Genomic DNA, 13,271 nt, shown 5'->3' on the forward strand with positions numbered 1-13,271 from the left:
TTCCGAAGTACGGGAATCACTTCACGTAGAGCCAATGAGGAGAGGGATGGGGATGAACGGAAAACCTGGGTTCACTCTTGTAGAGCTGATGGTGGTCACCGCCATCGTGGCCATACTTGCCGCCGTGGCGACTCCGGCATACATCAACCATCAAAACCGGGCGAGGCAGACCGAGGCGGTTGAAGCGCTGCTGCGCGCCAGGATGGACCAGGAATCCTTCTGGGCCGAAAACAACCATTACGCAAATACCATCGGTTGTCTGTATTCTTTCGGCGCCACTCCATCCAAGACCGCCTGGTACACGAGCGACGCCGGCAAAGGCTATGTCGTCACCACAACCACCATTCTGGTTACGGCGCGACGAACGATTCCGACAACCGGGGCGAGCGACGTTCTCACCTTGACGGTTGCCGGCACCGAGAGGTACCCGACGGTGAGCAACCCGGCAGCCACGAAATTTTCCCTGTTCACCTGGCTGTTCAAATAGTCGCCGCGAGCGTCCCGTTCTTCCGCGAGGGGAAGGATGGGGTGCCGGATGTCTGAACGAAAAGCAGGGGTATGGAATGCCATACCCCTGTCCTCTGTCCTGTCGCCGTGCTCCGCGTTCCACCTCACCGACCGCGGTTTCCCCCCCGGCCCACTCATGCAGCCCGCGGATCGTTTCTATTTCTTTTCCACCAGGGTGCCTTCCTTGAACTCCCCTTCCATTTGCGTTCCATCCGGAAGGGTGATGGTTCCGTGGCCGTCGAATTTGCCGTTCTTGAATCCCCCCACATATTCGGCGCCGTCCTTGAACTTGAACTTGCCCCGGACCGGGTCGTTGTCCTTGAACTCCGCATCGAGCGTGCCTTCTTTCAGAAAGAAGACCCCGGGGCCGTTCAGTTTGCCGCCGCTGAACCTGCCCTGGGAATAGGTCCCGTCCTGAAACGAGTAACTCCCGTCTCCCTCGGGGCTCCCGTTCTTAAAATCGCCGCGGTAGACGTCACCGTTCTTGACATACAGAATTCCCTTGCCGTTCATGTTGCCGTTGCTGTATTCCCCTTCATATCGATCGCCGTTTTTCGTGACGAACCTTGCCGTTCCGCTTATGAATTCACCGAACTGGAATTCTCCTTCGTAATAGCCGCCATTTTGGGAGACGTAATTTCCTCGTCCATGCGGCAACTCGTTTCTGAACTGCCCCGTATACGTTCCGCCGTCGGGGCTTCTGAACGTACCTCGCCCATCCGAGCAGTCACCCTCCAGGCACTGCGCGCGCAACGTCGGGGGGAAAAGCAGGAAAACAGCCACAAGAAATGCAAGACAATACCTCATCAACCACCTCGCCTGAAAATGTCTATAGCCAACACTGCGCTCCACCCGCGGAGCAGGAAAAGACTCCGCCGTTTGCCGCCTCATCAGTATGTTCGGCAGGATCCGGGGTTTTTCTTAAATGGTCCGGCGCCTCTGAGGGCAATTGAGCGCGTGGTCCCGAAGGGGATTCCGTCGAATGGAACCCGTTTGGGCTCACTGGATCGCAGGCTTGCTCTCCATAATGGCGTCGCCCGGCTCAGGGGCGGGTTCTATCTGGGGGACCACGGGTTTGAGGGGGAAGATGATTCGAAAGGTCGTGCCTTTTCCCGGTTCGGTCTCGACGTCGACAAAGGCGCCGTGTTTCTCCAGGATCTGCCGTGAAATGCTCAGCCCCATCCCCGTCCCCTCGGGTTTTCGAGTGAAGAATGGATCAAAAATCCGGTCTTTGTCTTCTTCAAGGATGCCCGTTCCCGTATCGGTCACCTGCAGCACCAGGGAAGGCGGGTCAGCCTGGCGTTCGGTGGCGACGGTGAGGTTTCCTCCATTGGGCATGGACTCGATGGCGTTGATGATCACATTCATCACCACCTGGCATATCTGGCTGAAATCCATGACCACGGACGGGAGACCGTCGCTCGTGTCGAGGCAGACCACCACATTGGCCTTCACAAGATAGGCCTTGGCCATGTCCATGCAGTAGCGGACCACTTCGTTGAGCTGGTTGGGCTGGAACTGGGGTTCCCTGGGCCGTGCAAAATGCAGCACCTGCTGAACAATCCGGTCCATCTTCCGGATTTCCTTCAACACGTCATCGAACATCTGCTGCTGCGCGGCGTCGAGATGCAGTTCCCTTTGCAGCATCTGGGTGTTGAAATTGATGGTCGCCAACGGGTTGCGGATCTCGTGGGCGATGCCGGCGGCCAGCGTCCCCAGCGCCTTCAGCCGTTCCGTCTGCTGCAGCCGTTGCTCCAGCTTGCGGGCTTCCGTCGCGTCTTTTTCGTAGTAGACAACTCGCTCGAGGGAACCCGTCGGATTGAAGACCGGAAACGCGTAGTAGTGATAGTAGCCTCCCCAGCGAGGATGCGGCCCTTCGCGCTGCACCGGCTGCCCGCCCCAGAGGCAGGCCCAGATCGGGCATTCCAGGTGGGGCTGGTCCTTGCCGTAAAGGATCTGCGTGTACTTCTTCCCCAGAAGGTCTTCCACCTTGCCGTAAACCATCTCGCTCGTCCTGTTGACCCGGTATATTCTCATGCGCCGGTCCACCAGGAAGATGCTGTGCTGGATGGCGTCAAAGCTGATCTCGAGCTCGCTCTTGGCCCGCTCCACCGAATCGAACAACTGGGCGTTCTGAATGGACACGCCGAGCTGCTGGCCGATGGTCGTCAGAAATTCGCTCCGGTCCGGCTTGAGCTGAAGGGCACCGTCATTGGTCACGTACAGCAGGCCGAGCACCTTCTTTTGAGACATCAGCGAAATGCAGATGATTTCCTCGATTCCCTCCTCTTCCATGCGCTCCCGCAGCGCGGTGAAAGTGATCTTGGTGGCCGGGAACCAGCGGACCGGCTGCTGATGGTGGTATTTGTCCATCAGGTTGGTGGGTATCGACAGAAACTGGATGCAATTCAACAGAGTGGCTGAGAAACCGTGATGGGCGGCCAATTCGAGCAGCCATTGCTCGTCGGAGGTTTCCCGCGCAAGGTAGATCGCCCCCATCTTGAACTTCAGCGTGCCGAGGATGCTCATGAGTGCCCGCTGCAGTACGTCCTGCAGGTGCGGTGAATAGTGAAGTGCGGAAGAGATGTCGAAGAGGATCTGGAGTTCGTGATGCTGGCGCAAATGTTCTCTCCGGGCGTAATCCGGCCCGGGAAGTGCTTCGGTCTTTTCTTTTCTCATTTTCCTTTTCAATTTTCCGAAAAGCAGGCGCTGCCGTTTCGACTGCGCAACAATAACGCGCAGCCGACCCACCTTTTCATTCTAACAGGATATCGGCACGCGATGAAGTCTCCTTGATCCAATCGGTGCGGTGTCTTTCACCGGGGCGACCGGAAATGGAGCGATCCCCTCCGGATTTCACACCCCGCCGCGAAATGAGGGTCACCTCGCGCCGCAAACAACGAACTCGGGGCCTCGTCGGCAAACGCCGAGGTCCGCAGAAGGATTATCCCGCGATCAAGAGCCTTCCGACCTGCTCTTGATCCGCTCCCATTGCACGCTGATCCCCTTGGCGACCCTTATGGAAGCTGCGTCCACCATCTTACCGTCTATGGCCAGAGAGCCGCATCCCGCCCGTTTCGCCTCTTCATGGGCCTCACAAATGCGCCGGGAACGCTCGACATCTTCCTGGGAAGGCGTGTAGACTTGATTGATGATTTCAACCTGGTCCGGGTGAATGACCCACTTTCCGTCGTAGCCGAGCGCGGCGCTGAGGATACATGAGCGCCGCAGGCCTTCCGGATCGCGGTAGTCGCCGTAAGGCGCGTCGATGGCGGCCAGTCCCGCCGCTTTCGCGGCCATGGCCATCATGCTCAGAGGAAAGTGATACCGGTGCCCGGGGTAAAATTCCTCCTTGTCCCCGTGCCCGCTGATCCCCTTGCTCATCATGGTCAGAGAGGCGCTGTAATCGGCAACGCCGAAAACGAGCGTCTCGAGCCGTGTTGAGCTGAAGGCGATTTCACCCGCCCGGAGCATCCCCTCGGCGGTTTCGATGGAGGCTTCGAGGCCGATGCGCCGCGTCCGTCCCATCCGCATCTCGATCTGGGTCAAAAGATAGTCAATCGCCTTGATTTCGCTTGCATCGTTGACTTTGGGCACCACGATGACGTCGATGAAGTCCCCCGCTTCTTCGACGACGTCGATGATGTCCCGGTAGGCAAAGGGAGTGTCCATTCCGTTGATGCGGTAGGAGCGGACTTTGCCCTTCCAGTCCTGTTCCCGAAAGGCGGCGACCACCCTTTTCCTGGCTTCGTCCTTCTCCTGGAACGGCACGCTGTCCTCAAGGTCCAGCATGATGACGTCCACGGGAAGGGAAAACGCTTTGACCACCATTTTTTCACGATTTGCCGGAACCGAAATGATCGAACGACGCAGGCGGATCGACTCTTCCACTGCAACCTCCTTTGATGCTCTCATCGATTGAGTGTTCAGTCCGTTCGGATGCAGGAACATTGAGCCCGGAATCGAGGGCGGGGCCCCCTGGCACCCGCCCCGTCAGTCACTGCCTATCGTTTTCGGGTCGACGCCGAAGCACTTCCCTTCCTGGAATTCCGGACCTCCTTTTCATCGGTCCTGGCCTTGGCCCGGGTTTCCCTGATGGCGGCCTGCGCGGCGGAGAGCCTTGCCGCGGCCACCCGATAGGGCGAGCAACTCACGTAGTCCAGGCCGACCCGGTGACAGAAGTCGATCGAAGTGGCCTCTCCGCCGTGTTCTCCGCAGATGCCGATCTTGAGATCCGGCTTGGTGGAACGGCCCTTCTTGACCGCAATGTCCATCAACCCTCCAACCCCCACCTGGTCCAGGCGATGGAAAGGATCGTGCTCCCAGACCTTGGCTTCCACATAGGCCGGAAGGAATTTGCCGGAATCGTCCCGGCTGATGCCGAACACCATCTGGGTGAGATCGTTGGTGCCGAAGGAGAAAAAGTCGGCCACTTCAGCGATCTGGTCCGCCGTCAGGGCACCGCGGGGAACTTCGATCATGGTCCCCACGCGGTAGTTGACCTTCACGCCGTACCGGCTCATGACCTCCTCGGCGGTCCTTTCAACCACTCTTCGCTGATTCTCCAGTTCCGCCACGTGCCCAACCAGCGGAATCATGATTTCCGGATGGACGTCAATCCCCTCCTGCTTGACCTCGCATGCCGCTTCGATGATCGCCCTGGCCTGCATGGCCGTAATCTCCGGATACACAATGCCGAGCCTGCAGCCCCTGTGGCCGAGCATCGGATTGACCTCCTCGAGGGTGTCGACCTTGGCTTTCAGCAAGTCCTCACCCATCCCAAGCTTGGCGGCCAGAGAGTGGATCTCCCTTTCCGTGTGCGGCAGGAATTCGTGCAACGGAGGATCCAGAGTCCGAATCGTGACCGGTTTTTCCCGCATGATCCTGAACAAGCCTTTGAAATCCTCCTTCTGCATGGGCAGAAGCTTGGCCAGCGCTTGCTCCCGGCCCGCCAGATCCTGCGCGAGGATCATTTCGCGGACGGCATCGATTCGCTCGCCCTCGAAAAACATGTGCTCGGTCCGGGTCAGTCCGATCCCCTCGGCCCCGAAGGCAACCGCCTCCTCGGCCTGGTTCGCCTGATCCGCGTTGGCGTAAACCCCGAGCCGACGGTATTCGTCCGCCCAGCCCAGCAGCGCCATGTAGTCCTGGTAAATCTCCGATTTCTTTGGCGACAGACTCTTGTCGATGATGACCCGCAGGATTTCCGACGGCCTGGTCGGTATCTGGCCGAGATACACCTCCCCCGTCGTCCCGTCCAGGGACACATAGTTCCCCTCGCGGATGACCCGGTCGCCTACAATCATTCTGCGCTTCTGGTAGTCGACTTCGAGGTCGCTGCAGCCGACCACGCACACCTTGCCCATCTGCCTGGCGACCAGGGCCGCGTGCGACGTCATGCCGCCCCGCGCGGTGAGTATGCCCCGCGAGGCGTTCATCCCCCGAATGTCCTCGGGAGAGGTCTCGATCCGCACCAGGATGACCACTTCTCCCTGTCTCGCCCACTTTTCGGCATCCTGAGCGCTGAAAACCACCCGCCCCGTGGCCGCTCCCGGTCCCGCATTCAATCCCTTGGCGAGGAGCGTTCCGTCCCTCACCGCCTCGGCCTTGGCCTTGGGATCGAAAGTGGGCCGCAGCAACTGGTTCAGATGGTCCGCGGTCACGCGCATGAGCGCCTCTTCCTTGCTGAGGATTCCTTCACGGACCATGTCCACCGCGATTTTGAAGGAAGCAAAACCGGTGCGTTTGCCGGACCGGGTCTGCAGCATCCAGAGCTTGTCCTTCTGGATGGTGAACTCGATGTCCTGCATGTCCCGGTAGTGCCGGTCGAGGGTGGAACGGACGCGCTCCAGTTCCCCGTAGACTTCCGACATCGTCTCCTCGAGGGACAGGCTGTTGGGGTCCGTTTTCTGCTGCTTGTTGATGGGCAGAGGCGTCCTGATGCCGGCAACGACATCCTCGCCCTGCGCGTTGATCAGGTATTCTCCATAAAACACGTTCTCGCCGGTTGCCGGGTTCCGGGTGAACGCCACTCCGGTACCGCAGTCTTCCCCCATGTTGCCGAACACCATTGCCTGGACCGTAACCGCCGTTCCCATGTCCGCCGGAATCTCGTTGAGCTCCCGGTAGGCAACGGCCCGAGGGTTGTTCCAGGAATTGAAGACGGCGCTGATCGCTCCCCAGAGCTGATCCATCGGGTTCTGGCGGAACTCGACTTTCTTGCGCACTCGAATCAGCCCCTTGTACCGCTCCACCAGTTCCTTCAGATCGGAGGCGGGGAGCTCGCTGTCGAACTCGACTTTCCTCTTCTCCTTCAACTCATCGATGATTTCTTCGAACGGGTCGCGTTCATCTTTATGTTCGGGCTTGAGCCCAAGGATGACGTCACCGTACATGGCGATGAAACGACGATAGCAGTCATAGGCGAAACGCTCGTCCTGGGTTTCAAGGATCAAACCCTGGACGGTCTGATCGTTGAGCCCCAGGTTCAGCACGGTATCCATCATTCCGGGCATGCTGATCGCGGCGCCGGATCGCACGGACACGAGGAGCGGCCTTTCAGGATCGCCGAATTTCCGGCCCATGTTCTGTTCCAGCCAGTGGAGCGCTTCTTCGACCTGAGAAGTCAGATCGGGGGGGTAGACCGCCCCATGCTCGTAGTAGTACGTACACACCTCAGTGGTAATGGTGAAACCGGGCGGCACCGGGATCCCGAGGTTGGCCATTTCAGCCAGGTTGGCGCCCTTGCCTCCCAGCAGATGCTTCATTTGAGCGTTTCCGTCCGCTTTCCCTCCCCCGAACAGGTAGACATATTTCGATGCCATTGCGTTCTCCCTCTGATGCTGGACTTTGACCATCAAACGAACGGTTGCGACGGGTTTTGTTTTTCTATCATTATCCACAACTCTCGGAACGCTGCAAGTGACAACGATACAATCCGAGATACAAATCACATGGAAGGAGCCTTTTCAGGGTGTCCGCCCCCGGCACATCACGGAATGGAATCGCGGCTGACGGGACCATCAAAAGAAAACACGCAGCCTGTTGAAGAAGTCCGCGAAAACCTCTTTTGTCATTCTCGCGAACCCTCACGAAACGGGGATCCTCAACGATGACGCCCGAGAGTCGTCATCGTCATTCCCGCAACGGCGGGATGCCGGGTTTCCCGGGCTTTCAGGACCCCGGCCTTCACCGGGGCGCGCTTCGGAGTGGATCGTATAATACCGTGTTGCATTCAGGATGATGGCATTGGGCGGGAGGGCATAAAGCCCTCTCGTTGTATGTTGGTGTTGAGTTTCATTCCCATCCCGCAATGGAAATGAAACTCAACACCTTTGACTGTCTGACCGGCATATTGGTCCGTGGGGGCAGGGTTCATCCCCACCCGCGTCACCTCCCGCCGGAAAGCTGTTGTAAAGTCTTGAACGCAACTCGGTATAAGACGCCCTGGGGGTTAAGGTCCTTCCCGACAACGGATGGAGAAGCAACAGCATCGAGATGGGTCACACCATTCTTCCGGCAGCCTGCGGCACCGGACTGGGACCGAACCGGCAAAATGACGTCTTCATCGGCGGCGTTGGGGGGCAAACACCGTAAGCGGTGAAATAAAGACATAAAATCCCCCTATTGTAAAGGGGGATTTTATGGACGCGACGATTCCGTCACGCGTTTCGGGCCGTGAGCATCCCCGTTCGAAAGCCTGCGACGACGAGCTCCGAATCCGGCCGCTCGGCCCTCCCGATCGTCGGGAGATGCGACGGCCCGGGATTCGACGTCACTTCAGGGCATGCATCAGACCTCCAGCCAGGAGTCGGAATAGAGCTGGTGGCCCAGAATGACTTTGGCGGTCTTGACGTACTCGACTTCTTCAGGCGTGAGCGCCTTCGTGTCGATCGGCTGGCCGTCTTCCACCTTGTGAACCAGCGCTTCCAGGTCCGGGCGCTTGCCGCGCGCGACCTCGTGCAGCTTTGTGTCAAAGCAGTCCACAATGGCCGAATACAATCCGTAGCGTTTGAGCAGAATCACCATGACCTGGTTCAAAATGGGGCGCAGGTGATCCGGAGGGCCGTTGGACACGTTGGACAGACCGATCGTGCTGCGGCATCCCGGCGCGATTTCCGGGAACATCTTCATGAACTCCAGCACGCTCAGGATCTGCTGCTGCTGCACGTTGACCGGCGTCTGAATCGGATCGACGTAGATGCGCTCGGGATTGATGCCGAACTCACCGGTCGCCTTGAACACGATTTCCGCGCACAGGGCACCCCTTTCATTCTCGTCCCTGGGCATGCCCTCGGGACCCCAGAGCAGTCCCACGAATTCGGCGTCGTATTCCGCGGCCAGCGGGAGCAACGCTTCCATGCGTTCCGGCCTCACCATGATGGAATTGATCAAAGGGCGGCCTTTCTTGTGTGCTTTCAGGCCGGCCGCGATGGCCTTGATGTTCGACGTGTCCAGGGCCAGCGGAAGGTCCACCACCTCATGGATCACCGGAACGAGCCAGGCCATCAGTTCTTCTCCGGTTTTTCCGGCGGGGCCGATGTTGAGGTCGATCCAGTCCATTCCCAGCTCGGCCTGCTGTATCGCCAGTTCCTGAAGAGGCTTGGCATTCTTCTCCTTCAACGCCTTTCCGTATACCGCGCTCATAATGTTCAGGTTTTCACCGATGAGCTTCATATTTTTTCCTCCGGCATCACTTCGCTTGCTTTTCAATGCATGAGACGGCCCCCCTCTTGAACGGGGCACGCATGGAAACGGTCGATCCGTCCGATCGGCCACATCCGGTGAGCATCTTTTCCTTCGAGGCCGAGCGGCCTTTAAAACTCCGGCACCTCACAGGGCGGAAGGCCCGAAGGCGGCTCCGCATGCGTGATTTCTCGCGCAGACTCCGGGGCGCCTCCCGATCTTCATCGCAAACAGCCACATGAAGCGGCAGTCCGGCGAATGCCGGCTCGGTGAAGACCACCGGGACGCCCGCGCCCCTCCCGGAACCGGAGAAATCCGGTCCTACTGGGGCTTGAAGGCCCTCAGGAACTTGGAGATCTGGCTCGCTTCCCGCGGCCCCACCACAACGTTCCAGCCGCCGAGCTCCTCTTCGAGCTCCCCGCTGATACCCGCCGCGTAGCCCGGGATGATGATACTCTTGTGCTTGACCTTGTCCTTTATGCCGCACTTGTTGATGAACGTCCCGACACTCTCACCCGAGAACTTGCCCGCCGCCCACGCGGTCATGACCGACAGTCCCTCGGTGTCCTGCACGCACAGCCAGGAAGGCACCCGGCTGGATTCGATTTCTCCGGAGACGATGAAGTAGGTCAGGGAGAAATTGCACGTGACCAGGACCGGAGAGTTTTCGTCCGGGTTGTTGATCGGGTAGATTCCCTGCTCGGCCGTCATGGGCCGCTGCGGATCGGTGTAGATATTGAGCCTTTCAAGCAGCAGCGGGAAGACGCTGTGCGGCTGGAAATCGCTCATCACCATGAGCGCCCCGTACTTGGCCACGAAAGCGGCCGCGATCACCGTCTCTTCCATCAGATCCCCGGCCATCTCGTTGGCCACGATCATGGTCGGATAACCCAGAGGACGGAAACGATTCTTCAACGCCGAACGGCGAATCAGGATCTGCTCCTCGAAAACCTTCTTCAACTCGCGGCTGCCCGTATCGATCACGAGGTCTTTGATGCCCATACCGGAAAGCTTCTCCGTGAGCGCGATCACGCTCTCGAGACTTCCGTCTCCCTTGACCGCCAGGGGGCAGGCAACCTCCTTGGCCAGGGCCCCCAGCGCATCAACATTGGAAGCATCGGCCGCGTAGATCAGCGGTTTCTTTTCCTTCAACGCGCCGGCGGCGGCTTTGAGGGCATCGACATTCCCGGACATCAGAATGAGGCTGCCGCCGGTCTCGTCGGAAATCTTTTTCGCCAGGCCCTGGAACTTCCCGGCGTCCCCGCCTGCATCTCTGACCGCAAAAAGCTCGGGCCTCAGCTTCAGCCCCACTCGATCGAACTGACACTGCCGGAACCGCTCGATCTTCCCGGAAACCGATGCGTCATCCTCGTCCGTGCCGACCACGGCCGCAAACCCGGGAGGATTCACGAAGGTCTTCTCATGGCGGAACATGACCGTCTCGCCGCCCAGCTTCACAGCGTAATCCCCGGTGCCGATGGTCAGAGGACGTATGGGGGGAGCGGACTCGGAAGCCAAAGTCTCCTTGGCTTCCTCGGAAACGTAAGGGCATTTTTCCAACTCCGCCTTGCCTGAAGCCAGGTTCATCGCAAACGCCAGGCATGTCGGTACTCCACACTCGCCGCAGTTGGTCTTGGGGAGCAGTTTAAAGATTTGAATACCTGTCAAAGCCATAGGAACGTCTCCTCTTAAGGCTTACTCCAAATTTGAGTGAACGGTGAAATGAAAAGGGCGAAAACAAGCCCTGTCCCCCCTCCTGTGCCGAAGGGGGACAGGGAAATCTTCTCACGCCGCTGAAGGACCGTCCGGACAGACTCTACCCCAGAATCGGGTCCATGGTCACGGCCGGATGTCCCATTTTCTCCAGAAAAGCAAGGATTTCTTCCTCGGTGACCCCGTTTTCCTCCGTGGCGATCATGTCCACAAAGTTGGGAATGCCGATATCCTGGCCTCTCTTCTCCAGGCGATCCCTGATCTCTTCCTTCAGGATCTTGGGCATCCAGACGAGCCGATGGATGCCGCCGTCGCCTGAAACGAACTTGCGCTGAGTCACATTGAACTTACTGTGTCCCACAAAACCCGGCGTCACGTTGCCGCCGCCGATGACGCCTGCCAGCGTGGTGAATTTCATCCCGGTGGGGGTCATCCCCGTGTAATCGCGGTTGACCGTCATGATCCCGTTGCAGAGGGGAAGAACCGCGGCGATGCATTCGCAGCACCCGCAGGTGGTCATGGGATCAAAGACCAGGCTGTAGAAGTTGTAGCTCGAGATGCTCTGTCGGGAAGCCTTGTAGACGAAATCATTGACGCCTTTCCAGTTTCCAAGCGTTTCATCGAGGGTCTCGCCTTTCTGAACGGGCTGGTTCGGGCCGGTGGGATTGATCTCGAAGGAGGCCTTGCAGTCGAGCCAGTTGTAGGCGCCGCACAACCCCGTCCGTTCGGGGCTGATCACGCAGACGTGCGTGGGCGCGAAGGACTGGCAGAGCGTGCATGAGTAGTAGGTCTCGGTGCCTTCGTCCGTCATGCCTTCGATGCGCTCGTCTCGAACCCGGTATGCGGCCTGGGCCTTGGGAATGATCTCATTCACCTTTGCTTCGTCCGTGTAGATCTTCACCTGGCATTTGTCGAAAATGGCCCCGAAGTCCTGGTGGAACTTGGCGTGCAGGATCTTTCCGATGTGTTCCAGGGTGAAGCCCTTGTCCACCGCCTGTTTGCTGATGCGATACCAGGCAATGTCCCTTTGGCCGATGTGCATCAACCCCTGCGCATAGTTCACCAGGTGATGAATCTGACGCTCCAGGATGGGTTCATAGTCTTCCTGCATTTTGCGTCCGCCGATCTGCACGGTAACGGCCAACGGCAGGCGGCTGCCCGGCTTCACGTCCTTGATGTCCGGACCGATCACCTCGACCCTGCCGTCCTCGATGGTGTTCATGTCCGCAATCTGCACGAGCTCACAGCACGGGGTCTTGCCTCCCCCGCACTCCAGGTAGACGTCGTCCCTGCGCACCCGCTCCCCTTCGAAAGCCGGTCCGTACGCTACGGGCACCGGAATTTCCGCAACGGTGAGCTTCAGGCCGCGCACTTCGATGGATCTGGCGGTCATTTTGTCGTAGGGAACGCTGGATACGACGTGCTCATACGTGCAAACGCCGGTGGGAAGGATTTCCGGGATGTCCGTATCGGCGATGGTCGGGAAACCCCAGTTGATGGCTCCCGCGGCATTGGCCGCCCATTCCGCGTTGACTTCACCCAGCGCGTTGACGAATGCGAACACCCTGTCCTTGTTGTATTTCAGCACGGTGGCGTAGTCCCCCGGCTGCACGCCGCCGAACGCCATGGCGGCGCGGTTGGCGAACCCGAGGGCGAAAACCGCCGCGGAGATGTCCGGGCCGAACGGTACCAGGCGCGTGCTCCATCCGATCTGGACTCCGGCCTCGATCAACTGCTCGGAGAACGTGGTCCCGGATTGATTGGCGCACATGAACACATAGAGGTTCTTTTTCTGATAGTCTTCCGCGATCTCTTTGGCGATCTGCGGATTCGGGGCCGCGCCGACAATGGCCGCAAAACCCGGTGCGCGGCCGTCCACGAATTCGATCCCACGTTTGCGCAGGACGGTGTCGTCCGCGGCGCCCAGCCAAATGCGGCCTCTTTCCACGTCGCAATCTTCGCTGGGCAGATAGAAATCGGGGTCTTCCACGTAACGGATCGCCTCCGCCACCTCCTCGGCCAAAATGGCGGCCATGCCCGCATCGAGTGTGTGCCCGAGATACGGAACGTAGATCTTGTCCTTGATGTGCGGAGGCAGCAGCGATTTGCACCGGTTCAACACCTGCTCCGCATCCGCGAGCTTCTCGACCTTGATCCCGAGGACCGAATAAATGACCGGCAGATAATATGCCGTGTTGGGGAAGGCCAAAGGCTGATTGGCTCCGTACTTATCCATCGCCGTCTTGAACTTGCCTTCCGCTTTGGACACTATATTATAGGCGCCTTGAATCGCCGCAAAAGCGACTAACCTGGACATGTCTGGTCTCCTTCCTGGAAACATTTTCCGGCTCGGCGGAAGCCCGTGC

8 protein-coding genes are annotated in these 13,271 nt (G+C 59.1%); 1 reads left to right on the forward strand and 7 read right to left on the reverse strand.

All coding sequences use genetic code 11. The annotated features are described in order from the left end of the window. Positions 1–52: 52 nt before the first annotated feature. A complete protein-coding gene (locus tag SFUM_RS23955; RefSeq protein WP_153307217.1) occupies positions 53–487 on the forward strand; it encodes a type IV pilin protein in 435 nt (144 codons plus the stop codon). A 176-nt stretch (positions 488–663) separates the two neighbouring features. On the opposite strand, the gene SFUM_RS13250 is transcribed toward SFUM_RS23955, so the two are convergent. The 7 genes from SFUM_RS13250 to acsB form a co-directional block, all read right to left on the reverse strand. Continuing rightward, a complete protein-coding gene (locus SFUM_RS13250) occupies positions 664–1,314 on the reverse strand; it encodes an MORN repeat-containing protein (protein ID WP_011699405.1) in 651 nt (216 codons plus the stop codon). A 192-nt stretch (positions 1,315–1,506) separates the two neighbouring features. Continuing rightward, complete coding sequence (locus SFUM_RS13255; protein ID WP_150109519.1) at positions 1,507–3,186, reverse strand: sensor histidine kinase; 1,680 nt, start codon at positions 3,184–3,186, stop codon at positions 1,507–1,509. A 276-nt stretch (positions 3,187–3,462) separates the two neighbouring features. After that, positions 3,463–4,398, reverse strand: coding sequence for an HpcH/HpaI aldolase/citrate lyase family protein (locus tag SFUM_RS13260; RefSeq protein WP_041440527.1), 936 nt, complete (start codon positions 4,396–4,398; stop codon positions 3,463–3,465). A gap of 113 nt (positions 4,399–4,511) precedes the next feature. Further along, the gene (ppdK, locus tag SFUM_RS13265; RefSeq protein WP_011699408.1) at positions 4,512–7,331 is read right to left on the reverse strand and encodes a pyruvate, phosphate dikinase; all 2,820 of its coding nucleotides are present in this window, start codon (positions 7,329–7,331) and stop codon (positions 4,512–4,514) included. A gap of 967 nt (positions 7,332–8,298) precedes the next feature. After that, positions 8,299–9,183, reverse strand: coding sequence for a dihydropteroate synthase (locus SFUM_RS13270; protein ID WP_011699409.1), 885 nt, complete (start codon positions 9,181–9,183; stop codon positions 8,299–8,301). Between the two features lie 330 nt (positions 9,184–9,513). Next, a complete protein-coding gene (gene acsC / locus SFUM_RS13280; RefSeq protein ID WP_011699410.1) occupies positions 9,514–10,866 on the reverse strand; it encodes an acetyl-CoA decarbonylase/synthase complex subunit gamma in 1,353 nt (450 codons plus the stop codon). Positions 10,867–11,008: 142 nt separating this feature from the next. Further along, the gene (acsB, locus tag SFUM_RS13285; protein WP_011699411.1) at positions 11,009–13,222 is read right to left on the reverse strand and encodes an acetyl-CoA decarbonylase/synthase complex subunit alpha/beta; all 2,214 of its coding nucleotides are present in this window, start codon (positions 13,220–13,222) and stop codon (positions 11,009–11,011) included. Between the last annotated feature and the right edge of the window lie 49 nt (positions 13,223–13,271).

Source organism: Syntrophobacter fumaroxidans MPOB, assembly GCF_000014965.1.
In the GTDB taxonomy this organism is placed as follows: domain Bacteria; phylum Desulfobacterota; class Syntrophobacteria; order Syntrophobacterales; family Syntrophobacteraceae; genus Syntrophobacter; species Syntrophobacter fumaroxidans.

Excerpts from the sequence above, each read along its gene's own strand:
- SFUM_RS23955 (WP_153307217.1), top strand. The coding sequence starts at position 53 with ATGAACGGAAAACCTGGGTTCACTCTTGTAGAGCTGATGGTGGTCACC.
- SFUM_RS13250 (WP_011699405.1), bottom strand. The coding sequence starts at position 1,314 with ATGAGGTATTGTCTTGCATTTCTTGTGGCTGTTTTCCTGCTTTTCCCC.
- SFUM_RS13255 (WP_150109519.1), bottom strand. The coding sequence starts at position 3,186 with ATGAGAAAAGAAAAGACCGAAGCACTTCCCGGGCCGGATTACGCCCGG.
- ppdK (WP_011699408.1), bottom strand. The coding sequence starts at position 7,331 with ATGGCATCGAAATATGTCTACCTGTTCGGGGGAGGGAAAGCGGACGGA.
- SFUM_RS13270 (WP_011699409.1), bottom strand. The coding sequence starts at position 9,183 with ATGAAGCTCATCGGTGAAAACCTGAACATTATGAGCGCGGTATACGGA.
- acsC (WP_011699410.1), bottom strand. The coding sequence starts at position 10,866 with ATGGCTTTGACAGGTATTCAAATCTTTAAACTGCTCCCCAAGACCAAC.
- acsB (WP_011699411.1), bottom strand. The coding sequence starts at position 13,222 with ATGTCCAGGTTAGTCGCTTTTGCGGCGATTCAAGGCGCCTATAATATA.